This window comes from Bradyrhizobium sp. SZCCHNRI20481, from assembly GCF_032485055.1.
In the GTDB taxonomy this organism is placed as follows: domain Bacteria; phylum Pseudomonadota; class Alphaproteobacteria; order Rhizobiales; family Xanthobacteraceae; genus Bradyrhizobium.
The window spans coordinates 143,805-164,150 of record NZ_JAUEUE010000020.1 but is presented as its reverse complement, the minus strand read 5'-3'; the positions used below and the strand labels follow the sequence as shown (position 1 = coordinate 164,150).

Genomic DNA, 20,346 nt, shown 5'->3' with positions numbered 1-20,346 from the left:
CTCCTTGGCGCCAAAGACCGCCCCCAACAAACGACGCCCCTCTTGACAACTTACTCCCCATACAAGGTTCAGCCGGAACGACCCGGCCCTCCCTGCGCGATCGGTTTTAACGGCTTATACTTGCTCTCCTCGGTGCACCGGCTTTCTGGCCACCGTGGCGACAACGCGCGCATCACGCGCGCTGCCGCGGACCTCAGCGTCGGGAGGTCAGGACCACACGATTTCGCCGTCCGCGACGACAGCGCTCGTCCAGCGCCGCCGTCACGTCCATCGCATTGCCGGTCCAACGTTCGTGACGACGCGCGTACGCCCCTCATCAGGACCGGAATGGGAGGAGCATAGGACAGGAATTATGATTTTCGGAAACGATTTATTTTTCGCGAAGGCTCTTGAAATGGGTCTTCATATTGAGGGCGCGGGGGAAATGAGTGTTTTGGCGCAGGCGACATGCGTCGCGCATCGGCCGTCCGCCGGCGTGTTGGAGATCGGCACTCCGCCCGACGGGCGAATCGGGGATTGCAAAAGTTGTTTGTGGCACGCAGGCGCGGCGCGATCGGTCAGCGCCTCCCCCGCGTGCGGGGGAGGTCGCATCGCATCGTCAGATGCGATGCGGGTGGGGGAATGCTCCGGAAAGACTGCCGCTGTGGCACCCCCACCCCAGCCCTCCCCCGCAAGCGGGAGAGGGGGCGCACCGCCGGTGCCGCGCCTGCGCGGGTCTCTCGATGATGCGGGCCGAGATACGCATCATGAAACGCCCTGGCGCAATTGAGCGAGCGCTACCCCACGTTCGGCTCGCCGCCCTCCGGGGCGAGCCTGGTCGCCAGGATCTTGTCGATGCGGCGGCCGTCGAGGTCGATGATCTCGAAGCGCCACCCTTGCAGCTCGAAGCTCTGGCCGACCGCGGGCACGCTGCCGAAATGCTGCAGCACCAGGCCGGCGACGGTGTGGTAGCCGCGATGTGGCGGCACCTCGATGGCGAGGACGTCGGCGAACTCGTCGAGTTGCATCCAGCCGGAGACGAGCAGCGATCCGTCGTCGCGGCGGAGGCAGGCCGGCTCCGGCGGACCTTCCTCCGAGGAGAACGCGCCGACGATCGACTCCAGAATATCCGCCGCGGTCACGACGCCTTCGAACGCGCCGTATTCGTCGTGGACGAGCCCCATATGCACGGGCGCCACCTTGAGAATCGCGATCACGTCGCGCGCATCGACGGTGGAGGGAATGATCGGCACCTCGCGCACCAGGCTGCGCAGGTCCGGCGTCTCGTCGCGCAGATAGGCCGCCAGCAGGTCCTTGGCCTGGAGCACGCCGATCGGACGGTCGCGCTCGCCGTCCGACACCGGCAGGCGCGAATGCGGGCTCTTGGCGAGCAGCTCGCGAATGGTCTTGGGATCGTCGTTGAGGTCGACGACGTCGACCTCGGGGCGCGGCGTCATGATGGCGCCGACCGGGCGGTCGCCGAGCCGCATCACGCCGGCGATCATCTCCTTCTCGCCGGGCTCAAGCACGCCTGCGGTCTCGGCCTCGCGCACCAGATGGTGGATCTCCGCCTCCGACACCTTCTCCTCGGCCTCGCCGGAGCGGCCGAGCAGCGTCAGGATCAACTTGCCGGAGAGATCGAGCAGCACCACGAGCGGCAGCGACACCTTGGCGAGCACCTGCATGGCCGGCGCGACGCGGACCGCCACGGCCTCGGGGTCGCGCAGCGCCAGCTGCTTCGGCACCAGCTCGCCGACGATCAGGGTCGCATAGGTGATGGTGGTGACGACCAGGCCGACGCCGATGATGTCGGCGACGGAGGCGGACAGGCCGAGCTCCAGCAGCCACTGCGTCAGGCGCTGGCCGAGCGTGGCGCCCGAGAACGCGCCAGAGAGCACGCCGACCAGGGTGATGCCGATCTGCACCGTCGACAGGAACCTCCCCGGATCGGACGCCAGCGCCAGCGCCCGACGGGCGCCGGCGATGCCCTTTTCGGCCAGCATGGTGAGGCGTGCCGGCCGCGACGAGACGATCGCGAGTTCGGACATCGACAACAGCCCGTTGACGACGATGAGGACGACGATGATGGCGAGTTCGACGGAGAGCATTTCGACCTGGTCTGGCGCCCGGAGGGGGCGGGATGGGGACAGGTCCTAGCATATGGGGATGGCAAGCGCCCAATGCCGCGTTGCGGTGGGGGCATGGCTGGAGACGGGTGGGCGGTCAGATTGGGGCTTGCCGCGCCTGGACCTCCGCTGTCGTCCCGGCCTTGAGCCGGGACCCATCGCCACCGGCCGTCATGTGGCGGGCAATCGGCAGTGACGTCCCTCGATAGCTTCCGCGGTATGGGTCCCCGCGTTTGCGCGGACGACACCGAGTGAGGAGCTATGGCCTGCGCAAATAAAAACAGCCGCCCCTCAGAAATCCCCGTGCAGCCGCCCCGAGAAGATCGACACCGGACCGCGGTCGGCGTTGTAGGCGGGATTGCTGATGAACTGATAGTCCGCCGTGACGGTCAGGTATTTGTTGATCGAGTAGGCGTAGTAGGCCTCGATGATGTTCTCGCGCCGGTAGTTCAGCGCGCCGTCGCCGATCAAGGGGCCAAGGCCACCGGCGGCGAGGAAGGCGCGGTGGTCGCGCGACAGCCCGTTGGTCACGCCGGCGAGGCCGATGGTGTCGTCGGGACGGCCCCAGCGCGCGCCCTTGATCGAGGTGCCGAACGACAGGCTGCTGTCGATGTCGGTGAACGCCATGATCTCGGTTTTGCCATCGTTCCAGCTCCAGCGGCCGAACAGGCCGACATCGTCCGACAGCGCCTGGTCGAAGCTGATGACGTAGCCGTATTTGCCGCGGCCGCGGCGGGTCTGGCCGATGTCGAGATTGAGCGCGGGATTGTCCAGCGTCTCGCGATAGCTGCCGGAGAAGGTGTTGTTGAACCAGCCGATGGTGCGCAGATGCCCGGGTTGCGAGAACAGCTGATAGCGCGTCTCCAGCTCGACGACGTAGCTGCCGCGTCTGAAAACCTTCGTGTCGAAATTGTTCGAGTTTGACTCGGCATCGACCAGGAAATAGCCGGCGCGCAGCGCCCAGTTCTTCTGGTTCAACTCGGCGGTGGCGCCATAGGTCAGTCCGAGCTTGTCGGCGGCATAGTCGAAGGCGCCGGGCGCCCAGACCGACCAGTTCATGAAGTCCTTGCGTGCGTCCTTGGCGTAGGCATTGCCGTCGAACACGTCGAGCACGGGGAATTTTCCGATCTGAAGCGTGAGACGCGAGATGTCCTGCTTGCCGGACAGCTGCAGCTGGCCGCTGCCGAGCTGCTCCTGCTCGCCGCCGAAGCCGAAGGTCTGGCGCAGGAACAGCCGCGAGGTGTTGTAGTGCGGATAGGGGAAGTCGGACTTCTGCGCTTCGCCATTGGGGAAGCCGCCTGCTCCGACGGTGTTGCTGAGGCCGAAGCCCTGCAGCAGCTCGGGATTGTAGTAGACCTCGCCGCCGTCCCACAGCCGAGCGTTGATGTACAGGCTGTTGCTCCAGGTCTCCTGGAATTGGCGCGCGGGTGTCAGGCTGTTGGCGCCGGTGTAGGCGGCGCGGAACGCCGGATAGCCCTGGCCGATCACGGTCGCCTGGCCGTGGATCTCCCAGCGGTCGGATTCGGGATCGGACGGATCGCTCTTGAGCTTCAGGTCGGGCCCGCCCACGAAATCGAGCTTGCGGTTGAGCCCGACCCGCAGGGTCTGGAAGTCGAGTTGCGAATTGTAGCTGGCGCCGTTGGAGAAGCGGACGCCACCGTTCTCGAAATGGCTGTAGAGATATTCGAGGCGCCAGCTCCAATGCGGCGCAAAGCTGCGTTCGATGCCGGCGCCGGCGGCCCAGCCGAGCCGCGTCGTCAGCAGTTTCTCGGTGTCGCCGGCCGCATTGGTGTTGATGAAGCGGCCGCCGGTCCAGGCGAGGCCGCCGGTGGCGTAGACCAGCCAGTCGCCCTTGAGGTAGCCGACGCGGCCGCGGGCGGTGGCGACATAGTCCCACAGCTCCGAGACGTTCGAGCCGGGCGTGCCGAGCATCGCGACGGTGTGGTTGGAGGTGAGATAGTTCGGAAAGCTGAAATCGCCCTCGAGCCCGAGCAACAGCCCGGAGCGGGTGACCCAGTTATAGCCGGCCTGCACGCCGCCAGTGAGACCGCTGAACGGGCTACCGGCGCTGACCGTCCCGCTCGGGTCGGTCAGCGTCGCCTGGGCGCGGTCGCGGGTATAGCCGGCATGGACGCCGACATAGAGGCCGGTCCAGTCGAACACCGTCTGCGCCATCCGGGCCTTGACCGGCAGGTCGGCGGCAGCGGCGGGGGCAGCGAGCGCGGCGATCATGGCGCCGGCCGCGATCATCTCCCGGGTGCAGTTCGAACGGATCATGGCGGCGGATTCCCAAGGCGAGGCAAACGACACAGGCAAACGTCACAACTGATTGCCCGCGCACAGTCACGAGAAGATTACGGAGTCGTCGATGTTCGATCGGAAGTGTGGACGGCACGCGGTAATTTGTGGATGATTTATATTGCGATTAATTCGCAACAGCAAGCGTGAGGCGGTCTCATCCGGTTTCCGATTGAGGGTGTGGCGCCCACGCAACAATCAGCCCGCCCGGGCGGCCGGGCGGGACGCGACGAACGCCCGGCATCAATAGCCGCAGGCCCTGACGCGGCCGACATACTGGCCGTAGACGTTGTACTGCGGCACCCAGCGGCAGTACCGATAGCCACCGCCATAGGAGTAGCTGTCGTTGCTGGCGGCGATGGCGCTGCCGACGACGGCGGCTCCGACGAGGCCGGCACCGACGCCCCAGCCCCAATGGTGATGATGATGGAAGCCGTTGGCCGCCGCAGGCGTCGACGTTGCGGCGATGCTGCCGGTCACGGCGAGCGCGGTCAGCGCGAGGGTGGCAATCTTGGTTTTGATCGACAGCTCCTGTTTGATGTTGCGGCGGCCGGCGTCGGCCGCTTGCCAAATTGGACGGAGCCTTTTCGAAACCGGTTCGAATCGCCTGATGGCGATCGACGCCATCCGGAGATTCATCAGAAGATCCAGAATGTTATCTTTGGCTCAGGAGCCCGGCAGCGGGCCGTGGCCGAGCGTGGTCACGTCGAAGTTATCGACGTCCTCCAGCAGCGCGCAGAACGCCCGCGCGCCGTGGTCCAGCACGCGCTCGCCCTTCTCCGCCGAGGCCTGCGTGGCATCGCCGACCGCGCCGCCCGCATTCAGGTCCTGCGTCTGCCAGGCCATCGGCGCCGGCCGCTGCGTCGAGAGCACCTCGTAGGTCGTTTCCATCTCAGCGCCGCGCGAGGGGAAAGCGGCGATGGCATCGCTGCGCACCAGCGTGGGATGGCGGGCCAGCATGATCGAGGTCTCGACGGCACCGCCATGGATGCCGTGACGCAGCTCGTCGGCGGAGAACAGGCCATCGGGCGCGCCGAAGCGCGACCATGACGTCGTCACCACCAGCATGCGGTGATCTGCGCGCAGATCCTGCGCGACCAGGGTCATCGCGGCGCTGTTGCCGCCATGGCTGGTGACAATCACGAGCTTCGTGATTCCGATCGCGCGTATAGCCGGCGTGGCCGCCGACATAGACACCCGTCCAATCGAACTCCGTCTGTGCGACCGGCGCTTTCAGCGCCAAATCCGCGGCCTGGGCCGCAGCTCCCGAGCCGAGGACGACGACGGCGGCAAGCCCGGTCCAGCTTCGGACGCGCGATCGTCCGGATCGTATTGGCGTAACCGTCGGCAAGCGTATGGACCGCAAGAGCAGGAGTGAACAGAGGCGCTGGTGATGCGGACCCTAGCGAATATTGCAAGTTACTTACAATGACTTTGAAGTCACACGTCACGGCTCGCGCGCGGAAGCGGTGATTTTCGATGGCCCTATCGGCTGTGGGAACGGGTGTCGGCCCTTCGCGATCGAGCTCGCTTGTGACATGACGTCGCAAGGCAATCGAGCTGACGAGCGATTCGAAGACGGAACTGCCGCATGGTGGGAGACCCGCGTGTTGCAAATCCGTTACGAGATGATGTCAGAACGGCACTGATCGTAATTCTCACGTGAATTGAACAAGATGGACCACCGGCTCCTGGCTCGGGCGACGCTCGGTCTCCTGCTCACTTTGTCCAAAACCGCGACAGCGGCCGATCTCGGGTCGGTAAATTCGCGGCCGCAGTCGTATGACAATTCGGCGGCCCCTGACTGGAACGGATTCTATATCGGCGGGCACCTCGGCTACGCCGCAGGCAAGTCCGGCTGGACCGCCCTCGAGGCCGGCGCCGGCGTCCCGATGCTCTCGGGATCGACCGGCCTGTTTAACTCCTATGATGCCTTCAAGGGGACCGGCAGCTATCTGTTCGGCCTGCAGGCCGGCTACAACCGGATGCTGTCGCCGCGCCTCCTGCTCGGCGTGGAGGGGGACTTCTCGGCTCCGAACACGCTCGCCGGCGTGCGGGCCCCGACCTCCCCGGCAACTGGCCAGGCGGCCTATCGCGATACGGTGCTGGGGACGGGTACGCTGCGCGGGCGTATCGGTTACGACTTCAATCCATGGCTGGTCTACGCGACCGGCGGCCTCGCCTGGAGCTACGACCGTCTGGAGCGGACTCAGCTCGCGGGCACGGCCGGCAATGCGGCGGTGGGCGACGTCGATATGGCGCTGACCTGGCGGCTCGGCTGGGTCGCCGGTCTCGGGGTGGAAGTGCCGATCGCGCCGGCCTGGAGCGCCAAGCTCGAATTCCTGGACTCCGAGTTCGGGCATCATCGGAAACGCTTCACCGCGGCCGGCCAGCTCTACGACTCCGATTTGTCGATCCAAAGGCTGCAACTCGGGCTCAACCACCAGCTGGGCACGGATCCGGCCAAGAAGGACCTGCTCGGCAAGGGCATCGTGCCACCCGAGCTCGACAATTTCGCCGTGCATGGCCAGACCACGATCACGACGCAGTACGACTTTCCGTTCCGTGCCCCCTATGCCGGCCGGAACAGCCTGGATCCCAATATCGGCCGCGAAACCTTTGACCTCGACCTGTACGTCGGTTTCCGCCCCTGGGACGGCGCCGAGATCTGGATCAACCCCGAAATCGACCAGGGCTTTGGCCTGAGCGGCACGTTCGGCGTCGCCGGCTTCCCGAGTGCTGAGGCCTACAAGGTCGGCTCAAGCTATCCCTATGCCCGCATTCCGCGCGCCTTCCTGCGCCAGACCATCGATCTCGGCGGCGAGAGCCAGAAGGTCGAGGCCGGCATCAACCAGTTCGCGGGATCACAGACATCCGATCGTCTCGTCTTCACCGTCGGCAAGTTCGGCGTCGTCGATATCTTCGACCAGAACAAATACGCCCACGACCCGCGTGCCGACTTCCTGAACTGGACCTTGGTCAATACCGGCACGTTCGACTATGCCGCGGATGCCTGGGCGTTCACCTATGGCGCAGCGGCCGAGTGGTACACCGGCCCGTGGACGGTCCGCGCCGGTATCTTCGATGGCCCGGCCGTCCCAAACAGCACCGATCTCGATGCCAAGCTCGGCCAATTCCAGATGGTCGGCGAACTCGAACGCCGCTACGAGCTTTGGGGGCAGCCGGGCAAGATCCTGGTCACCGGCTATCTGACGCGGGCCCGCCTCGGCAATTTCCAGGATGCGGTGACCCTGGCGGCGCAGACTGGAGCCGCTCCGGATCTCGCGGCGGTCCGGACCTACAAGAGCAAGCCCGGCATCTCCGCCAATTGGGAGCAGCAGATCCTGCCGGGGCTCGGCGTGTTCGCGCGCGCCGGCTACACGCCCGGGAAGCTGGAGGCCTACGCGTTCACCGACGTTGACACGACCTTTGCCGCCGGCACCTCGGTGTCAGGCAGATTCTGGGGACGGCCGGACGACACGTTCGGCCTCGCAGGGGTGGTCAATCAGATCTCGCCGGCGCATCAGGCCTATTTGGCCGCGGGCGGCTATACGGCGCTGATTGGTGATGGGCAGCTGCCGCACCCCGGGGCCGAGAAGATCCTCGAAGCGTATTACTCGCTGCCGGTGTTCAATTGGCAGTTGACGTTTGACTATCAGTTCATCGTCAACCCGGCCTACAGCCGCGATCGCGGGCCGGTCTCGATCATCGGGTCGCGGCTGCACGCGCAGTTCTGAGTCGAACGACCTGCCACCCCGACAATCCGCCCGGGGGGGGGATAGCCGGGCGGGTTGGGACACGGGTCTGAGCTGATGGGGACACCCGTATCAGACGCGGGACCGGTGCTGCAGCGCGTTCACGAGCCGACGTGGCGAGCCCTGGTGGATTCGGTTGGGCAAGGTGACCGTCGCGCCATCAATAGCCGCAGGCTCTGACCCGGCCGACGTAACGTCCGAACGCGTCGTACTGGGGCACCCAGTGGCAGTACCGATAACCGCCGTAGTAATAGCCGTCGTTGCTGGCGGCGATGGCGCTGCCGACGACAGCGGCGCCGACGAGGCCGGCTCCGACGCCCCAGCCCCAGCCGTGATGGAAGCCATGGGCCTCGGCAGGCGTGGAGGTCGCGGCGACGCCGCCGGTCACGGTCAGGGCGGCGAGGGTCAGGGCGGCAAGCTTGGTCTTGATGAACATGGAAGGCTCCTGTTTTCCGTTGGGCGGCCGGTGCTGGCCGTCTGTCAAATTGGACGGAGGCTTCTCGAAAGCGGTTCGAATCGCCCGAACAAGGCCGGGGCGGTTCAGAGATTCGTTTGAAAATCCAGTTAGATCATGATGCGATTCCACGGAATCGCATCATGATCTCATCTCTTTGTTTGAGCATGATCTTTCCGGAAAACCGGTTTCCACTTTTCCGGATCATGCTCTAGTTGGGCCCAATCCAACGGCTCGCCAGCGGGCCGCCGCCGAGCCCGTTCACGTCGAAGTTATCGATATCCTCGAGCAGCGCGCAGAACGCGCGGGCGCCGTGGTCGAGGACGCGCTCGCCCTTGTCGGCGGAGGCCTGCGTGGCATCGCCGACCGCGCCGCTCGCATTGAGATCCTGCGTCTGCCAGGCCATCGGCGCTGGCCGCTGCGTCGACAGCACGCGATTGTTCTTCTCGATCTCAGCGCCAGATGACGCGAAGGCAGCGATGGCGTCGCCACGCACCAGCTCCGGATGACAGGCCTGCATGATCGAGGTCTCGACGGCGCCGCCATGGATGCCGTGCCGCAGCTCGTCGGAAGAAAACAGGCCGTCGGGCGCGCCGAAGCGCGACCACGATGTCGTCACCACCAGCATCCGAAAGGCGGCGCGCAGGTCCTGCGCGACCAGGGTCATCGCGGCGCTGTTGCCGCCATGGCTGGTGACGATCACGAGCTTCCTGATTCCCGCGCGGGCCACGCTGTCGCCGAGCGCTCGCCAGCTCCGCAGCGCGGTCTCGGTCGGCAAGGTCAGCGTGCCCGGATAATCGATATGCTCGGTGGAAATGCCGACCGGCTGCACCGGCAGGAAGGTGACCGGCAGTGCCGGCGGCAGCAGCGCGCGCACGCGGGCGAGATAGGCTTCCGCAATGTAAACATCTGTGCCGAGCGGCAGATGCGGTCCGTGCTGCTCGGTGGCCGCGAGCGGCAGCACTGCGATCCAGCGCGCCGCCTCGGACGTTCCGATCAAGGGCCAGTGCAGCTCGGTCCAGTCGCGGGGCGGGGTGGTCATCGTGCTGGCTGTTTCTTTCGTGCCTCGGGCAGGGTACTTATCGCCCGACCATAGCACTTCGAACGGCATCTTGGGCGAGACTAACCGGGGAATCCAATCATGACGCAGGGGCTTCTGTCGCGAACGTTAATGGCGGCTTTGCTCGTCGCGGGTGCGCTGGTCCCGGCGGCCCAGGCCCAGACCCTGGACAAGGTCTCGTTCGGCACCAACTGGGTCGCCGAGGCCGAGCATGGCGGCTTCTTCCAGGCGGTCGCCGACGGCACCTACAAGCGCTACGGTCTGGACGTGACGATCGTGCCGGGCGGTCCGAACGAGAACAACCGCATGCTGCTGATCTCCGGCAAGATCGAGTTCTTCATGGCCGCGAACACGCTGATGTCGTTCGACGCGGTGGCCAACAACGTGCCGGTGGTGTCGATCGCCGCGATGTTCCAGAAGGACCCGCAGGTGTTCCTGACGCATCCGGAGTCCAGGATCACCAAGCTCGAAGAGCTGAAGCCGCTGACCCTGTTCGTCTCCAAGGAAGGCATCTCCAGCTACTATCAGTGGCTGAAGTCCGAATACGGCTTCTCGGAGAAGAACGTGCGTCCCTACACGTTCAATCCGCAGCCGTTCATCGCCACCGCGCAGAGCGCGATGCAGGGCTACGTGACATCAGAGCCGTTCGCGGTCGAGCGCGCCGCCGGCTTCAAGCCCGGCGTGATCCTGCTCGCAGACAACGGCTTCAACACCTATTCGACCCTGATCGAGACGCGGCGCGACCTGATCGAGAGCAAGCCGGACCTGGTGCAGCGTTTCGTCGATGCCTCGATCGTCGGCTGGTACAATTACATCTACGGCGACAATTCCGCCGGCAATGCGCTGATCAAGAAGATGAACCCGGAGATGACCGACGACCTGCTGGCCTATTCGGTCGCCAAGATGAAGGAGTATGGCATCGTCGATTCCGGCGACAGCGTGGACAAGGGCATCGGCGCCATGACGGAGGAGCGCATCGCCAGCTTCTTCGACAAGATGGTGCGAGCCGGCGTGGTCAAGTCGACGATCGACTATCGCAAGTCCTATACGCTGCGTTTCGTCAACAAGGGCGTTGGCATCGATCTCCGGCCGAAGAAGTAGGACGCTTGAGCGGCGCTTTCAGCACATGAGTTCACCCCCTTCGTCCGAGCGCGCCGTTGCGACCGCGGTACGCCTGCGCGGCGTCACCAAGGTGTACGAGTCCGGCGTCGCCGCGCTGGGGCCGATCGATCTGACGATTTCCAAAGGCGAGTTCGTCTCGCTGCTCGGCCCCTCCGGCTGCGGCAAGTCGACGGCGCTGCGGCTGATCGCCGGGCTTGCGAGCCCGAGCGGCGGTACGGTCGACGTCGCGGCGTCCGCGTCCGAGACGCATCCGGGCCATCGCATCGGCTTCGTGTTCCAGGAGCCGACCTTGATGCCCTGGACCAGCGTGCGCGACAATGTCGGCTTGCCGTTGAAGCTTGCGCATGTCCCGGCCACGGAGGCACGGCCGCGGATCGATGCCGCCTTGGCGCAGGTCGGCCTGTCGGATTTTGCCGATGCATTCCCGCGCGAATTGTCCGGCGGCATGAAGATGCGCGCCTCGCTGGCGCGAGCGCTGGTGACACGGCCCGACATCCTGCTGATGGACGAGCCGTTCGCGGCCCTCGACGAGATCACGCGCTTCCGCCTCAACAACGACCTGCTGGCGCTGTGGCGCAGCCTGAACATGACCGTCCTGTTCGTCACCCATTCGGTGTTCGAGTCGGTCTACCTGTCGCAGCGCGTGCTGGTGATGACGGCGCGGCCCGGCCGGCTCAGCGCCGAGATCCGGATCGACGTCGACGCGCGCGATGATGCGTTCCGCGCCTCGCCGGACTACGCCGCATACTGCCGTCGCGTCTCCGACGCGTTGGCGCCGGCCTACACCGGAGTGCATGCGCTGTGAGCGGCGCCCCCGAGCGAGCGCCATCCGTTGCGGGCGAGCGGCTGGCGAGCCTCGCCTTTCCGGCCTTGGTTTTCGTCGCAGCGATGACGGCGTGGGAGTTGGTGGTGCGCGTCAACGGCATCCAGCCCTATGTGCTGCCGGGGCCACTGCTCATCCTGAAGACCTTGGTTGCCGATTGGGACATTCTGGCGCAGTCGCTGCTGACGACACTGGTCACCACGCTCGAAGGCTTCATCGCTGCCGCGCTCGGCGGCATCGCGCTGGCGCTGTTGTTCAACCAGTCGAGATGGCTGGAATGGGCGTTGTTTCCCTATGCCGTGGTGCTGCAGGTGACGCCCGTGATCGCGGTCGCGCCGCTGCTCCTGATCTATCTGCCGCAGCAGACCGCGGTGGTCGTATGCGCCTGGATCGTCGGCTTCTTCCCGGTGCTGTCCAACACCGCGCTCGGGCTCAACTCGGTCGATCGCAATCTCGCCGGCCTGTTCCAGCTCTACGGCGCCTCGCGCTGGCAGACCTTGCGCTATCTGAAATTGCCCGCCGCTCTGCCCTATATTCTCGGCGGTCTGCGCATCGCCGGCGGCCTGTCGCTGATCGGCGCCGTCGTCGCCGAGATCGCCGCGGGCAGCGCCGGCGCGGGCTCGGGTCTCGCCTATCGCATCGCCGAATCCGGCTATCGTCTCAACATACCCCGCATGTTCGCAGCGCTGGTGCTGCTGTCGGTCGCCGGGATTGTCATCTATGCCTTGCTGGCGCTAGTTTCGCACCTCGTTTTGCGGCGCTGGCACGAGAGCGCGCTTGGAAAGGACAACTGATGGCGGCTACTTCGTCTGACAAGATCGATGTTCTGATCTATGGGCCGCTGCGGCCGATCCTGGAAAAGGGTTTCCCGGACAGCTTCACCGTGCACCATGCGACGACACAGGCCGATCTCGAAGCGCTGCCAGCGGACGTGAAAGGGCGGATCCGCGGCGTCGCCGTGACCTTCCACACCGTGAAGACCGATGCCGCCGTGATGGCGATGCTGCCGAAGCTGGAGATGATCGCAAGCTTCGGCGTCGGCTATGACCACATCGCGGCCGCCCATGCCGGTCAGCACGGCATCATCGTCACCAACACGCCCGATGTCCTGACCGAGGAGGTCGCCGACGTCGCGATGGGCCTGTTGATCGCCACCTGCCGCGAGTTCATCAAGGCCGACCGCTTCGTGCGCTCCGGCGAGTGGACGTCGAAGCCCTATCCGCTCAGCGTCGGCTCGCTGCGCGACCGCACCGTCGGCATGGTCGGCATGGGCCGCATCGGCCAGGCGATCGCGCGCCGGCTCGAAGCCTCGCTGGTCCCCGTCGTCTATCACTCGCGCAATCCGGCGGCCGGTGTCGCCAACAAGCACTACCCCGACCTGCTCGCGATGGCGAAGGACGTCGACACGCTCATCGTGATCGTGCCCGGCGGCGCCGGCACCAACAGGATCGTCAATGCCGAGGTGCTGAAGGCGCTCGGACCGCGCGGCGTCGTCGTCAACGTCGCCCGCGGCTCGGTGATCGACGAACAGGCTTTGGTCGAGGCGCTGAAGTCCGGCGCGATTCTCGCGGCCGGCCTCGACGTGTTCGAGAAGGAGCCGGCGGTGCCCGACGAGCTCAAGGCGATGGACAATGTCGTGCTGCTGCCACACATCGGCTCGGCTGCCATCGTAACGCGCAACGCGATGGATCAGCTGGTGGTCGACAATCTCAAGGTCTGGTTTGCCGGCAAGCTGCCGCTGACGCCCGTTCCGGAAACGCCGGTGAAAGGCCGCTGATGAAACGCTCGCTCCCAATGCTGATCGCGCTGCTGTCATCAGTGGCGGGCGTCCCCGCCGTTGCGCAGGACGCCGCCGGCCTGAAGAAGGCGATGATCGGGCAGTGGGAGCTTGCGACCACCGAGCGCAGCAAGACCTGCGTCGTGACCTTGAAGCCGGACGCGGCGCCGCGCGGGCAGAAGCTCGAGCTGGAGCCGGGCTGCGCCGCCGCGCTGCCCTTCACCAAGGACATCGCCGGCTGGAACGTGAAGGGCCTCGACATCGTCAGTTTCCAGGCCGCCAATGGCGAGGCGGTGATCGACTTCACCGAGGTCGAGGCCGGCATCTTCGAGGGCCTGCGCCAGGGCGAAGGCGTCTACATCCTGCAGAACCTCGCGGCGGCGCGGTCGCTGGCCAAATCGATGGACCAGATGATCGGCGATTGGGCGATGGTCCGCGGCAACGGCGCCACGATCTGCAGCCTGGTGCTGACCAACAACGACGCCGGCCACGACAATTTCCAGGTGTTCGTGAAGCCGAAATGCGACGCCGCCATCGCAGCGTTCGCACCGAGCCAGTGGCGGCTCGAGCACGGCCAGATGATGCTGATGTCGGACCGCGGCGAGACCTGGCGGTTCGAGGCGGACGACAATGCGCAGTGGCGGCTGGTGCCGGACAGCGCCAATCCGCTGATCATGCTCAGGCAGTAGGACGAGACGCGCGCCGTCGAGCGGCCTTGCCGCGCGGCGGGCAAGCCTCTTCCGGCATCGGATTTGGTTAACGGTCGGTTACGTGCCTGTTCCACCAATTGGAACTTGTTGTTTACGCATCTTGCGTCTGATGGTTGCATTCCATCGAGGGGGCCCGTCATGCGTGAGTTGTTGCGCCGGTTCAACAGGTCGCTGCCGTCGTTCAGCCTCAACGACAAGATCTCTGCGGCTGCGGCCACGTTCGCCGTCCTGGTGATGCTGTCGACACTGGGCGCGCTGTCGGCGCTGCGCGAGCAGCGCCTGTTCTACGACCGGCTCGAAGCGCTTTCCATTGCAGCCCGCAACATCGAGCGCACCAACGCGCTGATCTACGCGGTCGTGATGGAATCGCGCGGCATCTACATGTCGTTGGACCGCACCGTCGCGCGGCGCTACGCCGACTCGCAGCTTGCGAAGATTGCGCAGCTGAGCAAGGTGGTCGACGAATGGGAAAGCCGGGTCACAGATGACGACGCCGCGCTGTTCGCCCCGTTCAGGAAGCGGATCGATCAGTTCGTCGCATTCCGCACGGAGATGGCGCGGCAGACGATCTCGGTCGGATCGTCGGCGGCGCGCGAGCTCGGCGACAATGACGAGAATCGCGCGGTGCGCACCGCGCTCAACGAGGACCTCGAGAAATTGTCGCGGCTCTATGCCGACCGCACCCGCGAGCTCGGCGAGGCGGCCGACGCGCGCGGCATGGCCGCGTTCTATCTGGGCGCGCTCGGGGCGGTGATCATCGTGCTGATCGCGGCCGCGGCGCTGGCGCTGCGCTGGGGCGTGCTGATGCCGCTGCTGGACATCGCCCGCGTCACCGACCGCATCGCCGCCGGCCGCATCAAGCTCAAGATTCCGCATGCGCGGCGCCATGACGAGATCGGACGGGTCGCGCATGCGGTGGAGACTTTCCAGAACGGCGCCTTCCGGATTCAGGAGCTCGAGCAGCACGAGGTCGAGATCGAGCGCCAGCACGCCGACATCCTGCGCGAGCACGAGCGGCTGGAGCAGGGCGCGCTCAGCAACCAGCAGCGTCTGGATGCCGCGGTCGCCAACATGGCCCAGGGCCTGATCATGCTCGACAGCTTCGGCTATGTGCTGATGGTCAACGAGCAGTACCGCAAGCTGTACGGCGTTCCTGCCTCGGTTGCGAAGCCCGGTGCGCATGTGCGCGAGATCCTCGCGCACCGCGCCAAGCTCGGCCTGCTGCGTGAAAAGCCGTCGGAGTTCCTCGCCGCGCTACGGGAGCGCATGAAGGAGCGAAGGGCGGAGATCGTCGAGGTCGAGCTCGCCGACGGCCGCATCATCCGCATCTCGGAGCGTCCGATGGACGGCGGCGGCTGGATCGCGACGCATGAGGATTTCACCGCGCAGCGCCGTGCCGAGCGCAAGCTCGCGCGCGCCGAATATTTCCTCGCCGCATTGCTGGAGAACATCCCGCAGGCGGTGCTGGCCAAGGACGCGCAGTCGCTGCGCTACATGTTCGTCAATCGCGCCGCCGAGCGTCTGTTCGGCGTGCCTCGCACCGACATCATCGGCTGCACGCCGGGCGAACTGTTCTCCGCGCCGACCGGCGCGATCCTCGAGGAAGCCGCCCGCGAACAGCTCGCAGGGCGCGGCGACGATGAGCCGCGAGCCCATAGCATCCTCACACCCGGAAATGGTCCGCGCGACATCGTCGTGCGCCGGCTGCCGGTCTCGATCGGCGAGGGCGAGCCGAAATATCTGCTCAGCATCATCGAGGACCGCACGCAGGATCAGCGCGTGGCGGCATGATGCGCCACGTGGCAAGGCCGGGGATTGCCCTGCCTTGAGGTCGCCTTGATCTGCATCAAGAACGGCCACGCCGGGCGGACTAGCGTGCCCGGAACGGAGGCCTGTTCATGATCCGACGTCTGGGGATTCCCTTTGCTACCCGCCTTGGCGCTGCGGCGCTGCTCACGCTCGCCGTCGTCGCGCCGGTGCATCAGGCTGTCGCGCAGGACGTGCTCGGCGGAGCGATCCTCGGCGGCGCCGGCGGAGCGATCCTGGGCGGCGCAATCGGCGGCGGCCGGGGCGCTGCGATCGGCGCCGTGATCGGGGCCGGCACCGGAGCTGCAATCGCGGCCGATGGCGAGCGCCGTCGTGGCGGCTATTATTCCTATCGCAATGGCTGCTATTTGCAGCGCGGCGACGGCTCATGGGTCCGCGCACATCCGCGCTACTGCTACTAGGTCTCACCGGTCGGCTGAATTGACCGCCTGGCGGCGCGATGAACGCGCGGCCGGTGGCTTGGTCGCGCGCTCCAGCACGTTGATGACGCGCGGATCCTCGCAATGCGCGACGTTGAAGCGCATCATCGTCGCGGCGGATTGCGCCGCGCTGAAGACGTCGCCGGGCGCGAGCACCACATGTTCCTCGAGCGCGGCCTGGGCCACCTCGATCGCCGTACGGCCGTCCGGCAACCTGCACCACAGATGAAAGCCGCCGCGTGGCATCAGCCAGGGCGCGATGCCGATGCGCTGCAGCCGTGCTGCCACGCGCGGCCGCGCCCGCGCAAGCCGAGCGCGCAGCTCCTCGATGTGCTTGCGGTAGCTGCCGCTGGTCAGCACCTGGGTCAGTGTCTCCGCGGCGAACTGTCCGGGGCCGCCGAAGCCGGTCGCGATCTGCAGGTCGATCAGCGGCTCGATCCAGTCGGCGCGCGCGGCGATGTAGCCGCAGCGCACCGAGGCCGACAGCGTCTTGGAGAAGCTGCCGACCAGGATCACCCGCGTGAGCCCGTCGAGCGCCGCGAGCCGCGGCGACGGCTCCGGCTCGAAATCGCCGTAGATGTCGTCCTCGATGATGATCGTGTCGTGCGCGGCGGCGGCGTTGAGCAGCCGGTGCGCCGTCTGCAGCGACAGCGTCGCGCCGGTCGGATTGTGCAGGCCCGAATTGGTGATGTAGAGCCGCGGGTGCTCGGCTGCGAGCATCGCCTCGAACCGCGCGACGTCGGGTCCGCCCGGCGTCATCGGCACGCTGACGATCCGCGCCTGATGCGCGCGCAGCAACGCCAGGAAATTGAAGTAGCAGGGATCGTCGACGAGCACGGCGTCGCCGGGACGCAGCAGCATGCGGCAGATCAGGTCGATCGCCTGCGTGCCGGACGAGGTCAGCACCAGCTGCTCGCTGAACGCGTCGATGCCGAGGCCGGCAAGGCGGCCCTGCAGCAGCCGTCGTAGCGCCGCCGATCCTCGCGCCGCGCCGTAGTCGCTCAGCACTGGGCCGCCGCCGCGCGCCAGCGTGCGGACCGCGCGCCGCAGCGCGTCCTGCGGCATCCACTCGGCCGGCAGCCAGCCGCAGCCGGGCATCAGCGTTCCCGGCCCGGCGTCGAGCGACTGCCGCGACACCCAGAACGGATCGACCGCCCGCGGACGGTGCGGCTCGCGATCGGCGAGGGCCAACGGCGGCAGCGCGGTGTCGGCGACATAGAAGCCGGAGCCGCGCCGGGCCCGGATCACACCCTCGGCGGCGAGCCGGTCATAGGCCTCGACGACGGTGGCCGGCGAGACGCCCATCGCCGCGGCGAAGGCGCGGATCGACGGCAGGCGCTGGCCGACGTCGAGCGCGCGCGTCGCCAGACGCTGCCGGATCGCATCGACCACGGCGGTGGTCCGCGTGCCGTCTCGGCGGGACTCGAGCGTCCTTGATTCCAAAGTGTATTGCCTTCGGCATCAGTACAGAATGTCGAAATTGTATCGGTCTGTGACTGCCGCAACAAGCCCGATCCGGCTAAGGGATCTGCGAGGAGGAGCCGTGCATGAAGGGATCGATCGAAGGTTGGGGGAGCGGCATCGTCGGCATGACGATCTTCAGCGGCTCGCTGCCGGCCACACGGGCGGCGCTGGAGGGTTTTGCGCCGCTGTTCCTGACGGGCGCACGCGCGACGCTCGCGGCCGTGCTGGCTGCGCTTTGTCTTTTGCTGTTGCGGCAGCCGCTGCCCGGCCGGCGTGATCTGGTGTCGCTCGGGATCGTATCGCTCGGTGTGGTCATCGGCTTTCCGCTGCTCACGGCGCTCGCGCTCCAGCACATCACCTCGGCCCATGCGATCGTGTTCGTCGGTCTGCTGCCGCTGTCGACCGCCTTGTTCGGCGTGCTGCGCGGCGGCGAGCGGCCGCGGCCGTTGTTCTGGCTGTTCGCAGCCCTTGGCGCTGCGGCGGTCTCGGGCTTCGCCCTGTCGCAGGACGGCGTCGCGGCGCCGATCGGCGATCTCGCCATGATCGCCGCGATCATCGTCTGCGGCCTGGGCTATGCCGAGGGCGCCATGCTCACGCGCCGGCTCGGCGGCTGGCAGGTGATCTCGTGGGCGCTGCTGTTGTCCGCACCGCTGATGCTGTCGATGGCGGTGCTGACGCTACCCGGCGCGTCACATGACATCACGGCCGCGGCGTGGCTGGGCCTCGCCTATGTCTCCGTCTTCAGCATGTTCATCGGCTTCGCCTTCTGGTACCGCGGGCTCGCGCGCGGCGGCACTGCGACGGTGGGCCAACTGCAATTGCTGCAGCCCTTCCTCGGCCTCGGTTTCGCGAGCCTGCTGCTGCATGAGCCGGTGTCGGCCACGATGATCGCCGCAGCCGGAATCGTCGTCGTCTGTGTGGCGATGGCGCGTCGCTGGGCGTAAGCCGTCAGCGGCTATTTGCGGTGATAGAGTCCGGTGAAGCTGACGCCGGCACCGCCGCAATCATTGTTGTCCTCGACCAGCAAAAGCGCGCCGATGCGCTGCAGACGCACGCGGCACTCGTCGCCGGCATTCGGCCGATCGAACGGCGTGCTGCCGTCGTCGACAAAGGCGATCAGGCCGCCCTTGGGCTCTGCCGTCGCGCCGAGCGATCCGTTGCGCAACTCGCGCCCGGCCGGCAACACCTGATCGCCTTCGATCCTGAGCCGGTTGCCGGCCGCTTTCCTGATCGTCAATCCCCCTCCCGGATGCTCCCAGCTTCCGGCCCAGTCGGACATTGCCGGCGCGGCCATCGGCGCGACGGTGGTGAGGGCTGCGCGCGGCAGCCAGCCGGTGGTCCAGATCTGGGCCTTCGCACGCGGCGCCTGGTAGCTGACGCAGACGAAATCGCCGTGGGTCCTGCCGACCAGCACGAGGTCGTCGCCGACGAGGTACGCCTTCTTCCGGCAGGCGTCGGTCGCAGCGGGACAGCCTGCGGCCTTGAAGTCATCGTCATAGGGGCTCTTGACGAAATTCACGCGCGGCTGGCCGCTCACTTTGGCGACGACGAGCGGCCGCGCATCGTCCCAGCCGATGCCACTGCAATTGGCGGGATCGTTGGCGTCGTAGGCAGCCGCCGCCGTGACGGTCAGGACGCCAAGGATCAGTCCGATGAAGGCCGCGCGCATCCGTCATTCCTCTCCACGCTTCGCCAGCATTAGCCGACGTGGGAAGACGGCCGGTTCAACGCGGCCCGACGTTTCGTCTATCCCGCGGCGATCTTTTGGCGGCTCCGACCGCGGCACGCTGCATGCGTCGTCTCGTCGGCGTCGCGCCTTCACATCACCCCGATGCTCTTCAGGCTGGTGTGGCCGTTCTTGCCGACGATGATGTGATCGTGAACCGTGATGCCGAGCGGCTTGGCGATCTCCACGATCGTCTTGGTCATCCGGATGTCGGCCTGCGACGGCGTCGGATCGCCCGAAGGGTGATTGTGCATGAGAGTAGCGCGACAGCTATGGAGTTGAAAAATCGTCAATATTTGGACGTCGGCCAATAAATGGGGACGGAAAGTGGGGACGGTAGTGGGCGACAAATCGTGATCATCACGCCTGATCACGCCCCGTGACCGGTTGTCGTCCTGGCGCACTGCAAGTCACCATGTTTCTTTTGTCCCACGCGTCGAGTTCACCAATCGGATATAGGACTGCTTTCCCGATTTTGACGAAGGCCGGGCCGACGCGCATCGCTCGCCAGTTTCGGAGGGTTCCGACGCTCACTGAGCCACGGTAGCGCTCCGAAACTTCTTCCGGCGTCAAGTATTTTCGATTGTCCATTGCCGCACTCCCGATCACGCGACCACGAATGCAGTAATTCACGGTACTGACCGCTCTCGGAAGCTGGAGAAATCGTCGATAGTGGAAGAGAAGGCTAACGGCCACGCAAAGGCGTACCGTCCACTTCAACCCGAGATCCGGCCAAAATTTCGACGGATCCATTACGTGAAAATCAAGGATATGCTCGATATTGCCGGGCATATCGTGGAGCAGAA

General features: G+C 66.2%; 18 protein-coding genes and 1 pseudogene. 9 read left to right on the top strand and 10 right to left on the bottom strand.

The features are described 5' to 3' along the window. Positions 1 to 776: 776 nt before the first annotated feature. The 4 genes and pseudogenes from QX132_RS28760 to QX132_RS28745 all read right to left on the bottom strand — a co-directional run. Entirely contained in the window at positions 777 to 2,087 is a 1,311-nt protein-coding gene (locus QX132_RS28760; RefSeq protein WP_316163459.1) for a hemolysin family protein, read from the bottom strand. Between the two features lie 309 nt (positions 2,088 to 2,396). Beyond that, positions 2,397 to 4,382 (bottom strand): carbohydrate porin, encoded by a 1,986-nt coding sequence (locus tag QX132_RS28755; RefSeq protein ID WP_316163458.1) that lies wholly within the window; start codon positions 4,380 to 4,382, stop codon positions 2,397 to 2,399. A 264-nt stretch (positions 4,383 to 4,646) separates the two neighbouring features. Further along, a complete protein-coding gene (locus QX132_RS28750) occupies positions 4,647 to 4,931 on the bottom strand; it encodes a hypothetical protein (protein WP_315735045.1) in 285 nt (94 codons plus the stop codon). Between the two features lie 138 nt (positions 4,932 to 5,069). Then, a pseudogene (locus QX132_RS28745) lies at positions 5,070 to 5,561 on the bottom strand (creatininase family protein); the annotation flags it as partial. Positions 5,562 to 6,079: 518 nt separating this feature from the next. Here QX132_RS28745 and QX132_RS28740 point away from each other — a divergent pair. Further along, complete coding sequence (locus QX132_RS28740) at positions 6,080 to 8,140, top strand: carbohydrate porin (protein WP_316163457.1); 2,061 nt, start codon at positions 6,080 to 6,082, stop codon at positions 8,138 to 8,140. A gap of 178 nt (positions 8,141 to 8,318) precedes the next feature. Here the strand turns inward: QX132_RS28740 and QX132_RS28735 are convergent, their stop codons facing one another. Then, positions 8,319 to 8,594, bottom strand: a complete 276-nt coding sequence (locus QX132_RS28735) for a hypothetical protein (protein ID WP_315812573.1) — start codon at positions 8,592 to 8,594, stop codon at positions 8,319 to 8,321. A 229-nt stretch (positions 8,595 to 8,823) separates the two neighbouring features. Next, a complete protein-coding gene (locus QX132_RS28730) occupies positions 8,824 to 9,654 on the bottom strand; it encodes a creatininase family protein (protein ID WP_316163456.1) in 831 nt (276 codons plus the stop codon). Between the two features lie 129 nt (positions 9,655 to 9,783). Between QX132_RS28730 and QX132_RS28725 the strand changes: the two genes are divergently transcribed. The 7 genes from QX132_RS28725 to QX132_RS28695 all read left to right on the top strand — a co-directional run bounded on the left by QX132_RS28725 (position 9,784) and on the right by QX132_RS28695 (position 16,332). Beyond that, positions 9,784 to 10,773, top strand: coding sequence for an ABC transporter substrate-binding protein (locus QX132_RS28725; RefSeq protein WP_315783995.1), 990 nt, complete (start codon positions 9,784 to 9,786; stop codon positions 10,771 to 10,773). A 25-nt stretch (positions 10,774 to 10,798) separates the two neighbouring features. After that, entirely contained in the window at positions 10,799 to 11,599 is an 801-nt protein-coding gene (locus tag QX132_RS28720) for an ABC transporter ATP-binding protein (RefSeq protein ID WP_315753889.1), read from the top strand. Between the two features lie 83 nt (positions 11,600 to 11,682). Then, the gene (locus tag QX132_RS28715) at positions 11,683 to 12,411 is read left to right on the top strand and encodes an ABC transporter permease (RefSeq protein ID WP_316163464.1); all 729 of its coding nucleotides are present in this window, start codon (positions 11,683 to 11,685) and stop codon (positions 12,409 to 12,411) included. Next, the gene (locus tag QX132_RS28710; RefSeq protein WP_316163455.1) at positions 12,411 to 13,394 is read left to right on the top strand and encodes a 2-hydroxyacid dehydrogenase; all 984 of its coding nucleotides are present in this window, start codon (positions 12,411 to 12,413) and stop codon (positions 13,392 to 13,394) included. Before QX132_RS28715 ends, QX132_RS28710 begins: the two co-directional genes overlap by 1 nt. Positions 13,395 to 13,486: 92 nt before the next feature. Next, positions 13,487 to 14,083, top strand: a complete 597-nt coding sequence (locus QX132_RS28705) for an AprI/Inh family metalloprotease inhibitor (protein ID WP_316163463.1) — start codon at positions 13,487 to 13,489, stop codon at positions 14,081 to 14,083. Positions 14,084 to 14,242: 159 nt separating this feature from the next. Then, on the top strand, positions 14,243 to 15,895 hold the full coding sequence (locus QX132_RS28700; protein ID WP_316163454.1) for a PAS-domain containing protein: 1,653 nt from the start codon (positions 14,243 to 14,245) through the stop codon (positions 15,893 to 15,895). Positions 15,896 to 16,002: 107 nt separating this feature from the next. Then, the gene (locus QX132_RS28695; protein ID WP_315753882.1) at positions 16,003 to 16,332 is read left to right on the top strand and encodes a hypothetical protein; all 330 of its coding nucleotides are present in this window, start codon (positions 16,003 to 16,005) and stop codon (positions 16,330 to 16,332) included. A 3-nt stretch (positions 16,333 to 16,335) separates the two neighbouring features. Here QX132_RS28695 and QX132_RS28690 read toward each other — a convergent pair whose 3' ends face one another. Then, a complete protein-coding gene (locus tag QX132_RS28690; RefSeq protein WP_316163453.1) occupies positions 16,336 to 17,742 on the bottom strand; it encodes a PLP-dependent aminotransferase family protein in 1,407 nt (468 codons plus the stop codon). A gap of 155 nt (positions 17,743 to 17,897) precedes the next feature. On the opposite strand from QX132_RS28690, the gene QX132_RS28685 reads away from it, so the two are divergent. Further along, positions 17,898 to 18,758 (top strand): DMT family transporter, encoded by an 861-nt coding sequence (locus QX132_RS28685; protein ID WP_315753878.1) that lies wholly within the window; start codon positions 17,898 to 17,900, stop codon positions 18,756 to 18,758. Between the two features lie 11 nt (positions 18,759 to 18,769). Here the strand turns inward: QX132_RS28685 and QX132_RS28680 are convergent, their stop codons facing one another. From QX132_RS28680 to QX132_RS28670, 3 genes are all read right to left on the bottom strand, one after another. Continuing rightward, positions 18,770 to 19,483 (bottom strand): hypothetical protein, encoded by a 714-nt coding sequence (locus tag QX132_RS28680; RefSeq protein WP_316163452.1) that lies wholly within the window; start codon positions 19,481 to 19,483, stop codon positions 18,770 to 18,772. A 149-nt stretch (positions 19,484 to 19,632) separates the two neighbouring features. After that, positions 19,633 to 19,851 (bottom strand): JAB domain-containing protein, encoded by a 219-nt coding sequence (locus QX132_RS28675; protein WP_316163462.1) that lies wholly within the window; start codon positions 19,849 to 19,851, stop codon positions 19,633 to 19,635. A gap of 49 nt (positions 19,852 to 19,900) precedes the next feature. Next, positions 19,901 to 20,131, bottom strand: a complete 231-nt coding sequence (locus QX132_RS28670; RefSeq protein WP_316163461.1) for a helix-turn-helix domain-containing protein — start codon at positions 20,129 to 20,131, stop codon at positions 19,901 to 19,903. Positions 20,132 to 20,346 lie beyond the last annotated feature (215 nt).

Bases quoted from the DNA above. Each gene is read 5' to 3' on its own strand.
- QX132_RS28700 (WP_316163454.1), top strand. From the start codon at position 14,243: ATGCGTGAGTTGTTGCGCCGGTTCAACAGGTCGCTGCCGTCGTTCAGC.
- QX132_RS28670 (WP_316163461.1), bottom strand. From the start codon at position 20,131: ATGGACAATCGAAAATACTTGACGCCGGAAGAAGTTTCGGAGCGCTAC.
- QX132_RS28725 (WP_315783995.1), top strand. From the start codon at position 9,784: ATGGCGGCTTTGCTCGTCGCGGGTGCGCTGGTCCCGGCGGCCCAGGCC.
- QX132_RS28755 (WP_316163458.1), bottom strand. From the start codon at position 4,382: ATGATCCGTTCGAACTGCACCCGGGAGATGATCGCGGCCGGCGCCATG.
- QX132_RS28740 (WP_316163457.1), top strand. From the start codon at position 6,080: ATGGACCACCGGCTCCTGGCTCGGGCGACGCTCGGTCTCCTGCTCACT.
- QX132_RS28680 (WP_316163452.1), bottom strand. From the start codon at position 19,483: ATGCGCGCGGCCTTCATCGGACTGATCCTTGGCGTCCTGACCGTCACG.
- QX132_RS28710 (WP_316163455.1), top strand. From the start codon at position 12,411: ATGGCGGCTACTTCGTCTGACAAGATCGATGTTCTGATCTATGGGCCG.
- QX132_RS28730 (WP_316163456.1), bottom strand. From the start codon at position 9,654: ATGACCACCCCGCCCCGCGACTGGACCGAGCTGCACTGGCCCTTGATC.
- QX132_RS28705 (WP_316163463.1), top strand. From the start codon at position 13,487: ATGATCGGGCAGTGGGAGCTTGCGACCACCGAGCGCAGCAAGACCTGC.
- QX132_RS28715 (WP_316163464.1), top strand. From the start codon at position 11,683: ATGACGGCGTGGGAGTTGGTGGTGCGCGTCAACGGCATCCAGCCCTAT.
- QX132_RS28720 (WP_315753889.1), top strand. From the start codon at position 10,799: ATGAGTTCACCCCCTTCGTCCGAGCGCGCCGTTGCGACCGCGGTACGC.
- QX132_RS28735 (WP_315812573.1), bottom strand. From the start codon at position 8,594: ATGTTCATCAAGACCAAGCTTGCCGCCCTGACCCTCGCCGCCCTGACC.
- QX132_RS28695 (WP_315753882.1), top strand. From the start codon at position 16,003: ATGATCCGACGTCTGGGGATTCCCTTTGCTACCCGCCTTGGCGCTGCG.
- QX132_RS28760 (WP_316163459.1), bottom strand. From the start codon at position 2,087: ATGCTCTCCGTCGAACTCGCCATCATCGTCGTCCTCATCGTCGTCAAC.
- QX132_RS28685 (WP_315753878.1), top strand. From the start codon at position 17,898: ATGAAGGGATCGATCGAAGGTTGGGGGAGCGGCATCGTCGGCATGACG.